General features: G+C 65.2%; 14 protein-coding genes and 1 tRNA gene. 10 read left to right on the plus strand and 5 right to left on the minus strand.

What is annotated here, in order from left to right:
• Nucleotides 1-39: 39 nt before the first annotated feature.
• Nucleotides 40-417 carry a DsrE family protein gene (locus C5689_RS03510; RefSeq protein WP_108915891.1) on the minus strand — a complete coding sequence of 126 codons (378 nt, stop codon included), beginning with the start codon at nt 415-417 and terminating at the stop codon, nt 40-42.
• A gap of 143 nt (nt 418-560) precedes the next feature.
• The gene (locus C5689_RS03515) at nt 561-1,025 is read right to left on the minus strand and encodes a nuclear transport factor 2 family protein (RefSeq protein ID WP_108916008.1); all 465 of its coding nucleotides are present in this window, start codon (nt 1,023-1,025) and stop codon (nt 561-563) included.
• A 127-nt stretch (nt 1,026-1,152) separates the two neighbouring features.
• On the opposite strand from C5689_RS03515, the gene C5689_RS03520 reads away from it, so the two are divergent.
• From C5689_RS03520 to C5689_RS03535, 4 genes are all read left to right on the plus strand, one after another.
• Nucleotides 1,153-2,052: a LysR family transcriptional regulator gene (locus C5689_RS03520; RefSeq protein WP_108915892.1), complete on the plus strand. Its 900-nt coding sequence runs from the start codon at nt 1,153-1,155 to the stop codon at nt 2,050-2,052.
• A 286-nt stretch (nt 2,053-2,338) separates the two neighbouring features.
• Nucleotides 2,339-3,007, plus strand: coding sequence for a TetR/AcrR family transcriptional regulator (locus C5689_RS03525; protein WP_108915893.1), 669 nt, complete (start codon nt 2,339-2,341; stop codon nt 3,005-3,007).
• A gap of 191 nt (nt 3,008-3,198) precedes the next feature.
• A complete protein-coding gene (locus C5689_RS03530) occupies nt 3,199-4,317 on the plus strand; it encodes an efflux RND transporter periplasmic adaptor subunit (RefSeq protein ID WP_244594568.1) in 1,119 nt (372 codons plus the stop codon).
• 24 nt (nt 4,318-4,341) lie between these two features.
• The gene (locus C5689_RS03535) at nt 4,342-7,503 is read left to right on the plus strand and encodes an efflux RND transporter permease subunit (RefSeq protein WP_108915895.1); all 3,162 of its coding nucleotides are present in this window, start codon (nt 4,342-4,344) and stop codon (nt 7,501-7,503) included.
• Between the two features lie 313 nt (nt 7,504-7,816).
• Here the strand turns inward: C5689_RS03535 and C5689_RS03540 are convergent.
• A tRNA-Ser gene (locus C5689_RS03540) sits at nt 7,817-7,906 on the minus strand.
• Nucleotides 7,907-8,106: 200 nt separating this feature from the next.
• Between C5689_RS03540 and C5689_RS03545 the strand changes: the two genes are divergently transcribed.
• The 3 genes from C5689_RS03545 (at nt 8,107) to C5689_RS03555 (ending at nt 12,526) form a co-directional block, all read left to right on the plus strand.
• The gene (locus tag C5689_RS03545) at nt 8,107-9,246 is read left to right on the plus strand and encodes a lysine-2,3-aminomutase-like protein (protein ID WP_108915896.1); all 1,140 of its coding nucleotides are present in this window, start codon (nt 8,107-8,109) and stop codon (nt 9,244-9,246) included.
• Nucleotides 9,247-9,346: 100 nt separating this feature from the next.
• Nucleotides 9,347-11,962: a DUF3772 domain-containing protein gene (locus C5689_RS03550; protein ID WP_244594569.1), complete on the plus strand. Its 2,616-nt coding sequence runs from the start codon at nt 9,347-9,349 to the stop codon at nt 11,960-11,962.
• Nucleotides 11,963-12,013: 51 nt separating this feature from the next.
• Nucleotides 12,014-12,526, plus strand: coding sequence for a CAP domain-containing protein (locus C5689_RS03555; RefSeq protein WP_108915898.1), 513 nt, complete (start codon nt 12,014-12,016; stop codon nt 12,524-12,526).
• Between the two features lie 4 nt (nt 12,527-12,530).
• On the opposite strand, the gene C5689_RS03560 is transcribed toward C5689_RS03555, so the two are convergent.
• Entirely contained in the window at nt 12,531-12,719 is a 189-nt protein-coding gene (locus tag C5689_RS03560) for a hypothetical protein (protein ID WP_108915899.1), read from the minus strand.
• Nucleotides 12,720-12,857: 138 nt separating this feature from the next.
• Between C5689_RS03560 and C5689_RS03565 the strand changes: the two genes are divergently transcribed.
• From C5689_RS03565 to C5689_RS03575, 3 genes are all read left to right on the plus strand, one after another.
• A complete protein-coding gene (locus C5689_RS03565) occupies nt 12,858-13,913 on the plus strand; it encodes a DUF2336 domain-containing protein (RefSeq protein ID WP_108915900.1) in 1,056 nt (351 codons plus the stop codon).
• 180 nt (nt 13,914-14,093) lie between these two features.
• Nucleotides 14,094-14,501, plus strand: a complete 408-nt coding sequence (locus C5689_RS03570) for a bacteriohemerythrin (RefSeq protein WP_108915901.1) — start codon at nt 14,094-14,096, stop codon at nt 14,499-14,501.
• Between the two features lie 127 nt (nt 14,502-14,628).
• Nucleotides 14,629-16,251, plus strand: a complete 1,623-nt coding sequence (locus tag C5689_RS03575; RefSeq protein WP_108915902.1) for an ABC-F family ATP-binding cassette domain-containing protein — start codon at nt 14,629-14,631, stop codon at nt 16,249-16,251.
• A gap of 12 nt (nt 16,252-16,263) precedes the next feature.
• Here the strand turns inward: C5689_RS03575 and C5689_RS03580 are convergent, their stop codons facing one another.
• A complete protein-coding gene (locus C5689_RS03580; protein ID WP_108915903.1) occupies nt 16,264-17,313 on the minus strand; it encodes an alpha/beta hydrolase in 1,050 nt (349 codons plus the stop codon).
• Nucleotides 17,314-17,405 lie beyond the last annotated feature (92 nt).

Consider the following 17,405-nt stretch of genomic DNA (forward strand, 5'->3'; position numbering starts at 1 on the left):
GGCGCCCGGCCGCGAATGCGGCCGGGCGCGGAACGAAGATCAGAATGTGACGAGGCTGTAGCCCTGGTCGAGGTAGCTCGACAGATCGAGCACGCCCGGCGTTCCGGGAATCGCCTTTTCGTAATCGAGCTTCAGTCCGGTCTTGCGAGCGTCCTCTGTGGCGCCGAAAACATCCGCGCAGCCGCCGCAGACGCCCGCGACGACGTCCTTCACCGCTTCATAGAGAGCATGCGCCGCGTGGTCGGCTCGAACGAGCTGAGCCGGCCAGCGCGTGCCGGCGCCCTGGAAGACGACAGCGACGTCTTTGCCTTTCTCCTTGAGCTCGTAAGCGAGAAACAGGCCGTTGAAGAGGCGGCCGAGCGCTTCCTCGGAGCCGGACTTCGGATCGGAATAGATGATGATGGCGGTCTTGCTCATGGGGTTTCTCCTGACGATTGCCGAATGGTTTCGAAGCGAGCCTGAAGGCTCGCGGTCCGATGCGCGCCCTGGACCGCGAGCCTTCAGGCTCGCTCTTGTCCGCCAGCGACGTCATGAACGACGCGAATCGAGTCCGCTCGCCGTCAGAGGCCGAGATCGCTCAAGCTCGGATGATCGTCCGGACGCCTGCCGAGCGGCCATTGAAATTTCCGATCGGCGGCGGAGATCGGAAGATCATTGATGCTGGCGATGCGCAGGCGCATGAGGCCCTGCGCGTCGAACTCCCAATTTTCATTGCCGTAGGAGCGAAACCAATTCCCGCTGTCGTCGCGCCATTCATAGGCGAAACGGACGGCGATCCGATTCTCGCGGAACGCCCAAAGCTCCTTGATGAGCCGGTACTCCAGCTCTCGCGACCATTTGCGTTGGAGAAAGGCCTCGATCCGATCGCGGCCGACGATGAATTCGGCGCGATTGCGCCAGTGGCTGTCGATCGAATAGGCCTGCGCGACGCGTTCCGGATCGCGGCTGTTCCAGGCGTCCTCGGCGAGGCGCACTTTTTGGGCGGCGGTTTCGGCGGTGAAAGGCGGTAGCGGCGGTCTCGACATGATTTCCTCCTCCGATTGGCGCATGTGAGCGAGGCGTTTTGCCTGTCACCCGGAAAATGATAGATGACGATCGAAACGATAATCGCCTTTCTCGGCACGACATCGTTGCGGCAGGCGCAGCAATCCGATGGACCGCTTCGACACGATCACGGCCTTCATCGCGGTCGTCGACCATAAGGGCTTTGCGCCGGCCGCGCGAAGCCTCGGCGTCTCGGCGTCTTTGGTGACGCGGCTCGTCGCCGCGCTCGAGGAGCGGCTCGGCGTACGGCTTCTGCAACGAACGACCCGCTCCGTCGGCTTGACGGATGCGGGCGCGCGCTTTCTCGAGCGCGCCCGACGGATCGTCGCCGATCTCGAGGAGGCCGAGCGCGTCGCGGAGAATGAGCAGAGCGCGCCGAGAGGACGGCTGAGCCTGTCCGCGCCGCTGATGTTCGGTCGCATGCACATAGGGCCGTTGATCGGCCGCTATATGAACGCGCATCCGCGGCTATCGGTCGAGCTGTCGCTCTCCGATCGCTTCGTCGATCTCGTGGAGGAAGGATTCGATCTCGCTCTGCGCATCGGCCACTTGTCCGACTCCGCGCTGGTCGCGCGCAAGATGGGCGCGACGCGGCGGGTCGTCGTCGGCTCTCCGGCCTATCTCGAGACGAGACACAAGCCCACGACGCCCGCCGATCTCGAGCGCCATCGGTTGATTTCCTGCACGTCCCTGACGCCGGCCGGCCGCTGGCGCTTCTGGTCGGGCGGCGAACGCTTCGACGTCGATGCGGCGCCCGCCTATGTGACGAACAGCGCCGAGGCGGCGATCTGGCATGCCGAGAACAATGGCGGACTGACCATCGCCGCCGGCTATCAGATCATCGAGCTGGTCCGCGCCGGCAGGCTCGCGGTCGTGCTCGCCGATTATGAGCCGGCGCCGCTGCCGATCCATTTCGTCTATCCGAGCGCGCGGCTTCTGTCGGCGAAAGTCCGATCTCTGATCGACCTCGCGGCGCGGGAATGCGATTGGACCTTCGTGGATTTCTGACGCTCGCCCGATGGGCGGCGGGGCGATGTCTCTATCGGTCAGCGCCGCGCGAAATGCGTGTCGAGCAAACCTCGCTGGCGCAGACGGATGAAGGATCGCGCATCGTCCACATCCTCGGCCAAGTCGAGCAGCGCAACCGATGATCCGAGCCGACCAGCGTCGAACAATCTTGGCCTTTCCGACCTGCCGATAGCGCGAGCTTGCCCGCATTTTCTTGCGCCGAGGCCCTTGACCCGGTAGCTCATGCGCCGTAGGTATGTGTGCACATACTTACATACGAGGCGACATGCACTCCGACGACATAGTCCGCAAGCCCCGAGCTCGCGACCGCCAAGCCACTCGCGACGCTCTGATCGCGGCCGCAGCGACGGCGTTCGCCGAATGCGGCTACGAGGGAGCGACGACGCGCGCCATCGCCGACGCCGCAGGATGCTCGGAGGCCCTGATCCAGCGATATTTCAGCGGCAAGGAAGGCCTGCTGCTCGCGGTGCTCGACAAGGAGGATGACCGCTCCGACGCGGCGCTCTTCCTGGGGCGCCCGCTTTGTTCGACCATGGCGCAAGAAGCGCGCGAGATGCTCGCGCATTTGGTCGAGAAAATCTCGGAACGTTCGGACCGAATTCGCATCGTGATCTCGAGAGCCCTGCTCGATCGAGCCTTCAAAACGCATTTGAACCGCATCTGGATCCGTGAAGAAATCAGGAGTGGCCTCGAGGCGCGGCTCGCTCTCTACGTCGACGCTGGAATTGCCGAACCTGATCTCGATGTCGGCTCCGCCGCCGAAATGCTGCTGAGCCTGGGCTTCGAGCTGGGTTTCGTCCATCGCGAGATTCTCGAAACTTCACCCGAAATGACGAGGCGGCTTCTGGAACAGTTCGCGGACATGTTCGGTCGAGCGGTTTCGGCGCCGCCCTACCGCGGTTCTCCCGCGGAGGCCCAGAAAGGCAAGGAATGAGGGACCTCGGTCGCTCCCGAAGCCCTACGACGAAAAGCGCTATGTTTTCCCCACTCTCTCGAGCGAAGCCGCACATGATCCCGACGCGTCACCGAGTCCCTTCGTCGCCTTCGATCGTCACGACTCCTGAAGCACGGATTTCGCGCTCGGCCGCAGCAGGCCTGTTCGGCGCTTACTTCGCGCTGCTTTCTATGGCGGTCGCCGCGAGCTGCGAACGAGCGCTGGCCGCAGAGCCGGCGCGTCCGCCTGCGCAGGCGGGCTATGTCGTCGTCCATCTCCAACCGATCACGCGCGTGACGGAATTGCCCGGCCGCACGACCGCCGTTCTAACCGCAGAGGTGCGGCCCCAAGTCAATGGGGTGGTCCTGAAACGGCTCTTCGAAGAGGGCAGCGAGGTCAAAGAAGGCCAACAACTCTATCAGATCGATCCGGCTCTCTACCAAGCATCCTATGACAGCGCGGTCGCCACATTGGCGCGCAATCAGGCGACTCTCCAGGCGGCAAACGCGAAAGCCGCTCGTTACAAGTCGCTGTCCTCCTTGAAAGCCGTGAGCAAGCAAGACGTCGAGGACGCCGTCGCGGCCGCGCAACAAGCGGAGGCCGATATCGCCATCGCCCGAGCGAGCATCTCCCAGGCGAAGATCAATCTTTCCTATACGAAAGTTCTTGCGCCCATCTCCGGCCGTATCGGTCGATCCACAGTCACGCCGGGCGCGCTCGTGATCGCCAATCAGAGCAATGTTCTCGCGACTGTCACGCAGCTCGACCCGATCTATGTCGATGTGACGCAATCGGCGACGACGCTATTGCGTCTGCGGAAGGCGCTGGCGAGCGGCGGGCTCGAAAGCATCGGCAATGGCGCGGCGAAGGTCACTTTGAAGCTCGAAGACAACAGCACATATGATGTCGCGGGAAAGCTGCAGTTTTCGGAAGTCACCGTCGACGAGGGGACGGGCACGGTTCTCATGCGGGCGATTTTCCCCAACCCCAAACACCTCCTGTTGCCGGGCATGTATGTACATGCCTCCCTTCAGGAAGGGGTGGATCGAAACGGCGTTCTGATACCGCAGCAAGCAGTCTCCCGCAATACGCATGGAGACGCGACCGTCCTACTGATCGGAGACGACGACAAGGCGAGCCTGCGCATCATACAAACAGGTCAAGCGATCGGCGATCAATGGATCGTCATCGGCGGCCTCCGCGCGGGCGAGCGCGTGATCGTCGATGGATTGCAGAACATACGTCCCGGCGATGTCGTTCGACCCGTCGCGGTCGAAGACGCGGCGATCCGCGCCGACAAACGGTCCTGACGTTTCGCCACGGGGATTCCATCGATGTCACGCTTCTTCATCGACCGTCCGGTCTTCGCATGGGTTCTCGGCCTGATCGTGATGCTGCTCGGCGGCATCTTGATCTTTCGGTTGCCGATCGCGCAATATCCCAGCATCGCTCCGCCGCAAATCTCGATCACGGTCACCTATCCGGGCGCTTCCGCTCAGACGGTCATGGATACTGTGGTAAGACCCATTCTCCAACAAATGTCGGGCCTCGATGGCTTGGAATATCTACTTTCGACCGCCCAATCGAACGGATCGATGGAAATCGACCTGACATTCGTGCAAGGCACGGATCCGAACATCGCGCAGGTGCAAGTTCAGAACAAGCTGTCTCTCGCCCAGCCGAATCTGCCGACCGAAGTCACCCAGCAGGGGATCAAGGTCAACAAATCGGTCAAAAGCTTCATGTTGATCGTCGGCGTCTATTCCGACGACGGCGCGATGTCGGCCGTCGACATCGACGACTATGTCTCTTCCAACCTCAAGGATCCGTTGACGCGCATCACCGGCGTCGGCGACTTCACCTCGTTCGGATCCGAATACGCAATGCGCATCTGGCTCGATCCGGACAAGCTCAACAAATATTCGCTGACCGTCGGCGATGTCACGAGCGCGCTCACCGCGCAGAATGTGCAAGTCTCGTCAGGAGAGCTCGGCGGACTGCCGGCCAGCAGAGGCAATCGGCTCGACGCCGCAATCATCGGACCGGCCCGGCTCGAAACGCCCGAGCAATTCGAGGAAATCCTGCTCAAAGTGAATCCCAGCGGCTCACAGGTGAGATTAAAGGACGTCGCGCGCGTCGAGATCGGCGCGCAGTCCTATTCGACGGCATCGCTCTATAATGGCAAGCCCTTCGGCGCTCTCGCGCTCAAGCTCGCCCCGGGAGCCAACCAGCTTTCCACGGAAGCAGCCGTGCGCGCCGAGCTGGACCGCCTCGAAACATTTTTCCCTCCCGGCCTCAAGCTCGCCTATCCGCTCGACACCGAGCCCTTCATCACGCTTTCCATCGAGGAGGTGGTGAAGACGCTATTCGAGGCCGTCGCGCTGGTCTTCGTGGTCATGCTCGTCTTCCTGCAAAACTTTCGCGCGACGCTCATTCCGACGATCGCTGTGCCGATCGTGCTGCTCGGCACATTCGGCGTGCTCGCCGCTCTCGGCTATTCGATCAATACGCTGACGATGCTCGCAATGGTGCTCGCCGTCGGCCTCCTCGTCGATGACGCCATTGTCGTCGTCGAAAACGTCGAACGGCTCATGAGCGAAAAAGGTCTGTCGCCTCGAGACGCCACGCGCGCGTCGATGGACGAGATATCGGGAGCGCTCGTCGGCATCGCCCTGGTGCTCTCGGCGGTGTTTCTGCCTATGGCCTTTTTCGGCGGCTCGACCGGCGTGATCTATCGTCAGTTCTCGGTCACGATCGTGTCGGCGATGGCGCTCTCCGTGCTGGTCGCGTTGATTCTCACTCCGGCGCTCTGCGCGACGCTGTTGAAAGAGCCGGCGCGGGAAAGCGGTCCCAGGGCCGGCTTCTTCGCATGGTTCAATCGCACATTCGCTCGACTCACCGAGCGCTACAAAAACGGCGTCCACAATCTGATCGCGCGTCCGCGCGCGTTCATTATGACCTTCATGGCGATCACCGTAGCGGCGGTCGTGCTGTTCAACCGAATCCCGACCGGCTTTCTTCCCGACGAGGATCAGGCGCTGCTCTTCGGCCAAGTGACGATGCCGCCTGGAGCCACCGCCGAACAAACGGCGGCATTGAACAAGCAGATGGCCGATTATTTGCTGACCGCCGAAAAGGAGAATGTCGAATCGGTGCTGACCGTCTCGGGGTTCAATTTCGCCGGTCAGGCCCAGAACGCCGGCTTCGCGGCGATCAAGCTGAAGGATTGGTCGGAAAGACCGAGCCCCCGACAGAGCGGCGCAGCCGTCGCCGGCCGCGCGATGCAACATTTTGCCGGGAGTCGCGACGGCCGAGTCTTCGTTTTCCAGCCGCCGGCGGTGATGGAGCTCGGCAATGCGACGGGCTTCGACCTCCAGCTCGAAGACCGGGGCCAACTCGGGCGTGACAAATTTCTCGCCGCGCGCGACCAACTGCTCGGAATGGCCGCGCAGGACGTTACACTTGCCGGCGTGCGCCCGAACGGGCTCGAAGACGCACCCCAGTACCGGCTGAAGATCGACCGCGAAAAAGCCAATGCGCTCGGCGTCTCGGTGAGCGACCTCAACGCGACCATACAGGGCGCTCTCGGCTCGCAATATGTCAATCAGTTCCTGCGAGCGGGACGTGTGAAGCAGGTCTATGTCCAGGGTGACACGGCTTCGCGAATGTCGCCGAGCGACCTCGCGCGTTGGCGCGTGCGCAACTCGTCGGGAAAAATGGTTCCGTTCGACGCCTTCCTCGACGGCGAGTGGACATTGGGCCCACAAAAAGTGGAAAGCTACAATGGTCTCACATCCTTTGAAATTCTCGGCGCCCCCGCGCCCGGCCACAGCACTGGCGAAGCCATGGCGGCGATGCAACGCCTCATCGAGAAGCTTCCTCCGGGAGTCGGCTACGAATGGACCGGCCTCTCCTATGAAGAACAGAAATCCGGCTCGCAGACAGCCGCGCTCTACGCCATCTCCCTGACGGTCGTGGTGCTCTGTCTCGCCGCTCTCTACGAGAGCTGGGCGATCCCTCTTTCCGTCATACTGGTCGTTCCCCTCGGCGTCATCGGCGCGATCACGGCGACATTGAGCAGCGGACTGGCCAATGACGTCTATTTTCAGGTCGGCCTGCTCACGACGGTCGGCCTCGCGGTGAAGAACGCGATCCTCATCGTCGAATTCGCAAAAGCGTTCTTCGACAATGGAGCCACGCTGGCGGAGGCCGCGATCGCCGCCGCCGGAGAGCGGCTGCGGCCGATATTGATGACGTCCATCGCCTTCGTGGCCGGCACTCTGCCTCTCGTCTTCGCGACCGGCGCCGGTTCGGCCAGCCGCATCGCGATCGGCACGGCGGTCGTCGGCGGCATGCTCAGCGCGACGCTTCTGGCGATCTATTTCGTACCGGCGTTCTTCGTCACGGTCTCGAGCGCTTTTCGGGTCAGACCGAACGGAGTTGTCGAGCCTCGAGCTCCCGTGACGCGGGACATATCGAGCGAGCATTCATGGTGAGGCAGCCCATACAAAACGTACGCAGGCCTCGATGAGGCGGCAATGAGATGCGAAGACCGCGCCGATCGCCGCGATCCAGAGATCGAGAAGGGCGCGCTGAGCAGACCCGTGGCCGCGAACATGGAATTCGGCCCCGCTCCGATACGCCGCGAAGGCGACGGTCGTCTTTCCAAATAAGCGCGGGAGGCGCGCGGAACAGCCCGAGGACCATCGATGGGACGAATTTTCGAGAAGATCGGGCGATCCGGCTGCGCCATCGAAGGTCCGCGTCGGATCGAAATCGGCGGCGGCGCCTATCGGGGCGGGAATCGCGTGGCGGAGGGAGCGGGATTCGAACCCGCGATACGGTTTCCCGTATACACACTTTCCAGGCGTGCGCCTTCAACCACTCGGCCACCCCTCCGTAAATCCCGGCCGGCTCAGATTCGGCCTCGGATCGGCGCGCACTATATTCACAAGCCGCCAGAGTGCAAATCATTCCGTAAGTCGTCCACGCTCAAACTTTCGGCTCCCGCCCAGTCGCGCCCGGAAAACAGCGACGCTCGCCGATTCAGCGGGCGCGGCCCCATTGCGACGCGCGGATTCGGCCGTATAAGCGGCCAGATGACCGAGGACAGAGCCCGTTATCGCGCGGAGCGCGGCGAGGAAACGAATCAGGGGCCGTCCCACGGCTTCGGATCGCCCGCCCGCAATGAGGCGGAGGCGACGCTCAAATCCGTGGCCGATCTGGTCGCCGCCGGGCTCATGGATCCGGCGAGCGCGGAAGCGCTGCGCGCCGTCGAGGCCCGCTATGGCGTCGCCGTGACGCCGGAAATCGCCGCGCTGATCGACCGCGCCGACCCCGCCGATCCGATCGCCCGGCAATTTCTGCCGGACCCGCGCGAGTTGGAAACGCGCCCGGAGGAGCGCTCCGATCCGATCGGCGACGACGCCTTCAGCCCGGCCGAAGGGCTGGTGCATCGCTATCCCGATCGCGTGCTGCTGAAGCTGCTCTCGGTATGCCCGGTCTATTGCCGCTTCTGCTTCCGCCGCGAGACCGTCGGCCTCGGCAAGGGCGCGACGCTCTCCGACGAGGCGCTGGCGCGGGCGCTGGCCTATGTCGCGGAGCGGCCGCAGATTTTCGAGGTCATTCTCACTGGCGGCGATCCGCTGGCGCTCTCGGCGCGGCGTCTCGCCGCAGTGGCCGAAAAGCTCGCCGCCATTCCCCATGTCGCCGTGCTGCGCATCCATACGCGCGCGCCGACCGCGGCGCCGCGCCTCGTGACGGCGGAACGGCTCGCGGCGCTGAAGGCGAGCGGCAAGGCCGTCTATATGGTGATGCATGTCGATCACGCGCGCGAGCTCTCGGCTCCGGCGCGCGCGGCCGTCGGCCGCATCCAGAGCGCTGGGATTTCGACGCTGGCGCAGACCGTGCTGCTCGCCGGCGTCAATGATGCGGTCGATACTCTGGAAGAGCTGATGCGCGCTCTGGTGCGGGCGCAGATCGAGCCGTACTATCTGCATCATCCCGATCTCGCGCCCGGAACCGGGCATTTCCGCCTCTCGCTGGAGCGCGGGCGCGCGCTCTACGCCGAGCTGGCGCGGCGGCTCTCGGGAATCGCGCTGCCCTCTTACGTTCTCGACATTCCCGGCGGCTTCGGTAAGGTTCCGCTCCAGCAATCGCATCTGGAGCAGGACGAGGACGGCGGCTGGCGCGTCCGCGACCGCGCCGGAGGGCGGCATCGCTACCCAGCGGGAGACTGATAGTCCCGCGCGAGCAGCGGAACTCTCGCCGCCGCCGCAAGATTGGCGAATTTTTCGTCTCATTGCTCATATGGCTCGTCTCACCACCGAAAGCTCCGCCTTGCGCCGGTTTCTCGCCCTCTGCCTGATCCTCTTCGTCACGAGCGCGGCCTTCGCCGCCGAGCCCTCCTCCTCGCTGGAGCAGTTCAACGCGCGGCTCGACGTCGCCCGCGCGACGCTCGACGAGGTGGAGGCGGCCCTCGCCGACCCCTCGCTCAACGACGCCACGCTCAAGAGCCTGCGCGATCGGGTCGATGCGCTCCCGGCCGAGCTGCAGGATGTGGTCGAGCGGCTGACGCCGCGCCTCGCGGCGCTGCAGGCGCGGCTCGACGAGCTCTCGGGCCCCGCTAAGCCCACGAGCGAGACGAAGGAGGCTCCAGCCGCCGCGCCGGCTCCGGTTCCGGCCGAGGCTCCGCCCAAGAAGGAGGAGCCCGCCCCGGGCAAGGGCGCGCGCGCGCCCGGCAACGGCCGGGCGGTCATCGCCAAGGCCTCGGCCGAAATGCGTTCCTCGCCCGCCGCCAATCCGGCGCCGGCTCCGGCCGTGGACAGCGGCTCGCTGGCGACGGCGAGCGTCAACGCCGAATGGGCGGAACAGAAAAAGCTCTATGAGGAGGTGGACGCCACGCTGAAGCGGGCGCGGGCGCTATCGATCGAGACGCGGCAGACCGCTCTGGCGATCCGCGCGCGGCAGCGGGCGCTCTTCGCCAAGACCTTGTTCCTGCGCACCAGCGGGCTGTTCTCGCCGGCGCTGTGGAGCTCCGCTCTGCAGGAGCTGCCCTATGACGCCAAGGTTTTCGGCCTGCTGCTGGAGCAGCGCGGCGCGGCGGTTTCGGCGCGGCTGCGCAATGGGCAGATCGAGAGCTTTCTGGCGACCATATTCTGCGTGCTGCTGCTCGCCGTCCCGGCGACTTTCTTCGCCCGCCGCTTCGCGAAGCGCGAGGCCTCCGTCGAGGCGCCGGATCGTTTCCACAAGGCCGCGGCGGCGGTGACGACGACCATTGTGACGGCGGCGCTGCCGATCGCCGTCGTCGCGGCCGTCGCCCTCGCGCTCGACGCCTTTCAGCTCGATGACCCGGTTCTCGCGCCGCTCGGTCGGCGGCTGTCCGAATCGGTGACATTCGTCGCCGTCTCCTATGGGCTGGCGCGCGGGCTGCTGGCGCCGGGCCTACCGCAATGGCGGCTCGTCGGCCTGGGCGACCGGCTCTCGCGGCGGATGCTCTATCTCGCGGTTCTCGTCGGCTTCGTCGCCGCGGCGACGCGCGTTCTGGAGCAGATCGCCGAATTCGTTCAGGCGAGCCTTCCGGTCATCGTGCTGACGCGCGGCGCGGGAGCCTTGTTCATCGCCATCGTCTTTCTCATCGTCACCGTCGCGACGCGCCATGAGACATGCGAGGGCGACCCCGGCGCCGTTCTCGACGGGCGCGATGCGAATTATGCGCTGCGCCTGCTGGCCTGGGTGGAGATCGTCGTGATCGCCGTCGCGCTAGCGGCCGGCTATGTGGCCTTCGCCAATTTTCTGGTGTTGCAGCTCGCCTGGCTCGCGGCGGTCGGCGCGGCGCTCTATCTGCTGCTCGCCTTTGTCGAAACCGGCCTCACGCGCGCCTTCCAGCCGGAAACGCCGCTCGGCCGCGCGCTCGTCTCCGGTTTCGGCGCGAGGCAGGAATCGCTCTGCCAGATCGCCGTGCTGCTGACCGGGCTCGCGACGCTCGGCCTCTACGCCTTCGCGCTCTTCGTCGCTCTGGTCCCTTACGGTTTCCAATCCGGCGATTTCTTCGGCAATCTCCAGACCGCCTATGCCGGTTTCAAAATCGGCGAGGTCACCATCTCGCCGGCCGGAATGGCGACGGCGCTCGCCCTTTTCGCGCTCACTTACGGGGCGACCAAGGCGTTGCGCCGCTGGCTCGATCAGCGCCTGCTGCCGCTGACGCGGCTCGACATGGGCCTGCGCCATTCCATCGGCGCCAGCCTCGGCTACGCCGGATTCATTCTGGCGGTCGCCGTGGCGCTGGCCGAGCTCGGCCTCGGCCTCGAGCGGCTCGCCATCGTCGCCGGCGCGCTGTCGGTCGGCATCGGCTTCGGCCTGCAATCGATCGTCAATAATTTCGTCTCCGGCCTCATCCTGCTGTGGGAGCGGGCGATCCGAGTCGGCGATTGGGTCGTGCTCGGCGAGGAGCAGGGCTATGTGAAGCGCATCAATGTGCGCTCCACCGAGATCGAGACCTTCGACCGCGCCACGATGATCGTGCCCAATTCCAATCTCGTCTCCGGCGTCGTCAAGAATTGGTTGCGCAATGATCGCATCGGCCGCATCAAAATCGCCATCGCCCCGCATTCGGGCGTCGATCCCGAGCAGATCCGCGAGCTGCTGCTCGCCGCCGCCAAGGCTCAGGACGGGCTGCTGCGCATTCCGGCGCCGCAAGTGATGTTCCTCTCCATGGAGCAGACGGCCTTCCGCTTCGAGCTCTGGTGCTATGTCGAGGATGTCGAGCAGGCGACGCGGGTGAAGAGCGATCTTCTCTTCGACATCTACCGCCGCTTCGCCGAGGCGGAGGTGAAGATTTCCGCCCCCGCGCCGGCGCCGGCGGTGGTGCAGGTGATGGGGCTGGAGCCTTTCGCGCCCTCGCCGCGCGCGCTGGAGAGCGGACGCGAGCGGGACTATGCGGTGGCCGGCGAATGAGTGTAGAAGGCGCGCGCATTCCGTTTCGTTCCACTCACAGACGAAAGCCGCATGTCTCGCTCCCTTCGCTTCCTCGCGCCGGCCGCGGCGCTTCTCGCGCTCGCCTCTTGCACGAGCGAGAGCCGCCTGCCGAAAGAGCCCGAGCAGCCGAGCTTCTATCGCTCGCTCGCTGCGCCGAACGCGCGCGTCGACGCGCAGGCGGCGCGGGAGATGATCTCGCTCTATCGCGGCAACAACGGGCTCTCGGCGCTGGCGCTGGACCCCACATTGCAAGAGGCCGCGCAGGCGCAAGCGAGCGCCATGGCGAGCGCCAATTCGTTGAGCCATGAGGTGCGCGGAACGCTGGACATGCGCCTCACCGCGCGCGGGATGCGCAGCGTCAGCGCCGCGGAGAATGTCTCGGCCGGCTATCACACGCTCGCCGAAGCTTTCTCTGGATGGCGGCAGTCGCCGCCGCACAATAAGAATTTGCTGATGAAGAAAGCGACGCGTATGGGAATCGCGACCGCCTATGCGCCCAATGCGAAATACAAGGTCTATTGGGCGCTGATTCTCGCCGACTGAGGCGTCACGCCCGGCGTTTGCGCTTGCGGCCGCCGCTCGACGCCTTGCCGCCGCCGCCCGGCGTTTTGGTCGCCGCCTCCTCCGGCCGCACATAGCGCACGCCCAGAAAGAAAAGAATTTGCGCCTCGCCGACGATGGGCGGCGCAGCGGCCGCCGGTCTCGCCCTCGCGGAAAAATCTATCAATTCGCCCATTTCATCGCCCCCGCAATGAAGCGCGCAAATCGCGCGTCAGGTCGATGGCGCGATTAGGGGACGCCGAGGGTTAATGTTGCGTCAATGTCCGCACGCTAATATCGCCGATCGTGTATTTAGTTTGCGATTGGTGCGTATATGCCACGAGGCGAAAGCGAAAGGCGGAAGGCCGAGGCGGTCCTGTTCCGCGAGATCGTCGACCAGTTCGTCGCGCGTCCGCTGCATCCGGCCGCCGATGTCGAGCAGTTCGAGACGCTGGTCGGAGGCTTCATCGAGATGCTCGACGCCGATGTGGTGGCCGAGCGGGCTCTGGAACTGTGTCGCCATCCGGACACGCCGCGCGGGATCATCGCGCGGCTTCTCGACAAGGGCGGGCGCGTCTCGCGCATCGCCATAGAATATGCGCCGTCGATCCACGCCGGCCTCGTCCGCGCGCTGGCCGAGCATGGCTCGGCCGAGCTCGCCATCGCCATCGCCCGCCGCTCCTCTCTCGAGCGCAAGATCGCCGCCGGCCTCGCCTCGCGCGGCGAGAGCGAGGTGCTCTGCGCGCTCGCCGCCAATCGCCGCCTGCATCTCGATCAAGCGGCGCGGCGCTCGCTGCTGCAGGCCGCGCGCGACGATCTGCGGCTCGCCCGCATATTGCTGGACCGCGCCGATCTCGCGCTCGACCCGGAGGCGCTGTTCCTCGCCGCCGACGCCGGCGAGCGCTCGCGCATTCTGCTGGAGGCGGCGACGCGGGCGCTCGTCTCCAACGGGCCGGAATATGTCGCGCGGCCGACGCCGGCGCTGGCCGAGGAGATCGACGCCTGCGCCCTAGCCCGCGATTTCGAGGGACTGGCCGAGGCGCTCGCGGAAGCGCTCGACTGCCGCAAATCGCGCGCGCGCGCCATTCTCGCCGACAAGGGCGGCGAAGCGCTGGCGCTCGCCCTTCTCGCGCTCGGCGTTTCGGAGGATACGGCGATCCGCATCTTCTTGGGCGCGGATCGCGAGGCCCCGGATGTGGAGCGCATACGCTCGCTCGTCGCCCTGATGCGCTCGACGCCGCCGCGCGCCGCGCAGAGGCTCGTCGCCGCGATGACTGGCTCGCTGCGCCAGGAGAAGGAGCGCGCCGCCGCCGCTTCCGCGCGCCCCGGCGCATTGGAGCAAAAGCGCAGGCGCAAGCAGACGAGCCAGACGGCCAAAGCGCAGGCGTGAAGCCGCGATGCCAGCCTTCAGGCCCGCTCTCGTCTCGCCCTTAAGGCCGCATCATGCCGCAGCGGCGATTCGTCCTTTATTGACGCCCGTCAACGACGCGCGGCGACATGATCTTTACGCGACTCTTCGTTCGGTCGCGGCGCGCCTCGATCGAACCAATCATTCGATGGAGGAAAAGGCATGTCGCTCATCACCTGGACGCCCGAGCAATTCGCCACCAACGTCTCCAAGCATGACATAGAGCATCAGGAAATTTTCAGACTGCTGAATGTTCTCGGCGATTCGGTCGCGAGCGGCGACCGCGACGCCGTCGGCCGCGACCTCGACGCGCTCATCGCTTATGTAGCCGAGCATTTCGCCTCGGAAGAAGCGAATTTCGAAGCCTATGGTTATCCCGCCTATCCGGGCCACAAGGCCGAGCACGACAAGCTGGTCGCCGCCGCGCTCGATCTGCAGAAGAAATTTCACGCCGGCGAGACGGAAGTGACCGCCGATACGGCGGCCTTTCTCGTCGGCTGGCTGACCGATCATATTCCGAAGATCGACAAGCTCTACGGCTCCTTCCTCAACGAGAAGGGCGTGGCGTAAATCGCGCTCGCTTTTCCTCTCCCCGCGCCGGCGGGGAGAGGACGAAATCGCCCTCTACCGTCGCGGTTTCGGGAATCCGCCTCGCTATGTCATAAGACCCGCGCAATTCACAGATAAGCGCGCGGACATGATACGCCTCGAGAACATCAGCAAGCAGAACGGCCAGCAGCTCCTCTTCATCGAAACGTCGGCGGCGCTGCTTCCCGGCGAGAAGGTCGGACTGGTCGGCCCCAATGGCGCCGGCAAGACGACACTCTTCCGCATGATCGCGGGCCAGGAGCAGCCGGATGAAGGCCAGGTGTCGGTCGATCGCGGCGTCACCATCGGCTATTTCAACCAGGATGTCGGAGAAATGGCCGGCCGCAGCGCCGTCGCCGAGGTGATGGACGGCGCCGGCCCGGTGAGCGCCGTCGCCGCCGAGCTGGCCGAGCTCGAGGCCGCCATGGCCGATCCCGACGCGGCGGAGAATTTCGACGCGATCCTCGAGCGCTATGGCGAAGTCCAGGCGCGTTTCGAGGAGCTGGACGGCTATGCGCTGGACGGCCGCGCGCGCGAGGTGCTGGCGGGGCTCGGCTTTTCCCAGGAAATGATGGACGGCGACGTCGGCGCGCTCTCCGGCGGCTGGAAGATGCGCGTCGCGCTGGCGCGCATTCTCTTGATGCGCCCGGACGCCATGCTGCTCGACGAGCCGAGCAACCATCTCGATATCGAAAGCCTGATCTGGCTCGAAGGATTTTTGAAAGGCTACCCCGGCGCGCTGCTGATGACCTCGCATGATCGCGAGTTCATGAATCGCATCGTCGGCAAGATCATCGAGATCGACGGCGGCTCGCTCAACTCCTATTCTGGCGATTACGAATTCTACGAGCGCCAGCGCGCGCAGAATGAATTGCAGCAGCAGGCGCAATTCGAGCGGCAGCAGGCCATGCTCGCCAAGGAGATCAAATTCATCGAGCGCTTCAAGGCGCGCGCCTCGCACGCCGCGCAGGTGCAGAGCCGCGTGAAGAAGCTCGACAAGATCGAGCGCGTCGAGCCGCCGCGCCGGCGCCAATCGGTCGCTTTCGAATTCGCCCCGGCGCCGCGCTCCGGCGAGGAGGTGGCGACGCTCTCGCGCGTCTCCAAGCGCTATGGCTCGCGCAGCATTTATGAGGGGCTGGATTTTCAGGTGCGGCGCAAGGAGCGCTGGTGCGTGATGGGCGTCAATGGCGCGGGAAAATCCACGCTGCTGAAGCTCATCGCCGGCGCCGCCCAGCCGGACGAAGGCGCGGCGGCGCTCGGCGCCAATGTGAAGATGGGCTATTTCGCGCAGCACGCCATGGAGCTGCTGAATGGCGAGCACAGCGTCTTCGAGGCGCTGGAGGACGCTTTTCCGCAAGCGGGACAAGGCTCGCTGCGCACGCTCGCCGGCTGCTTCGGCTTTTCCGGCGACGACGTGGAGAAGAAATGCCGCGTGCTCTCCGGCGGCGAGAAGGCGCGGCTGGTGATGGCGAAGATGCTCTACGATCCGCCGAATTTCCTGGTGCTGGACGAGCCGACGAACCATCTCGATCTCGGCACCAAGGAGATGCTGGTCGAGGCGCTCGCGGCCTATGAGGGCGCCATGCTGTTCGTCTCGCACGACCGACGCTTTCTGGCGGCGCTCTCCAATCGCGTGCTGGAGGTGACGCCGGAGGGCGTGCACCAGTTCGGCGGCGGCTATACGGAATATGTCGCCCGCACCGGGCGCGAGGCGCCGGGCGTGCACGGGTGAGCATGGCCTCGCTCAGCGCCCGAGATGCTGGTCGAAAAAGGCTTTCACCTTGGCGACGGCGAGGCGCGATTCCGGCGCGTTCGGAATCTGCCCCTGGAACACATGCGGCATTCCTTCATAGACGTCGAGCTTGGCGGTTCCCCCCGCCGCTTCGATCGCCTGATACAGCCGCACCGAATCGCTGAGCAGAATTTCCCGCGTGCCCACCTGAATGAGAGCGGGCGGAAAGCCTTTCGCGAAATCGCCATGGACCGGCGAGACATGAGGATGCGCCCAATCCTTCTCGTCCGCATAGGCGAGCATTGCGTTTTTGATCTGGCGCTCATAGGACATGATCGGATCGGCGTCGCGCAACGTGACGCGCGTGTCGGCGGCGTTGCGGAAATCGGCCGTGAGCGACCATGTCGCCACGGCGCCCGGCAGGCCGAGGCCTTCGTCACGCATTTTCAGCGTCGTCGCGACCGCGAGATTGCCGCCGGCGGAATCGCCGAACATGGCGATGCGCCGCATTTGCGCGCCGCCGGCGAGCAGGCGCTTCACGACGGCGACCACATCTCCCGTGATCTGCGGCCATTTCGCCGCAGGCGCGAGGCGATAATCGACGACGACGATGCGACGGCCGAAGACGCGCGCGAGTTTCGCCATTCCCTCGAGCGCGCCGCGCGCGTCGAAATACACGAAGGCGCCGCCATGGAGATAGACGACGACCGATCCGTCATCGACGAGCCCGTTCGGCGCAATGTCGAAATAGGAGACGCCGTCGGTCTCGATCCGCGATACGGCGACGCCCTTCGCCCGCACAGCGGCGAGATCGACCTCGCGCGCCGCCGCCGCGGCCGCCTGCAGCCGCGCCCAGCCATCATGATCGCCGGGCTCCGGCAAAGTGGGGATGATGGCGTGATCGCCGCCGATTTTCGCCAGCAGCCGCTGGCCGTCCGTCGAAATCGTCTCGGGAACCCAAGCATAGGCGGAGGCGCGGGCCGGATCGGCTCCCGACGTCGGCCGCAGCAGCGCGACCAGCAGTAGTCCGGCCGCAGCGCAATGTGTGAGCGATTCCTTCAAGCTCCCACTCCGATCGGAGGACGGGCGAGGCCCGCGCGCTGCACAGTGCCTCGAACATTTTTCCGGTTCTTTGCTCGACCGCGGCGACTGTT

The sequence above is a fragment of the Methylosinus sporium genome (assembly GCF_003113265.1).
In the GTDB taxonomy this organism is placed as follows: Bacteria; Pseudomonadota; Alphaproteobacteria; order Rhizobiales; family Beijerinckiaceae; genus Methylosinus; species Methylosinus sporium.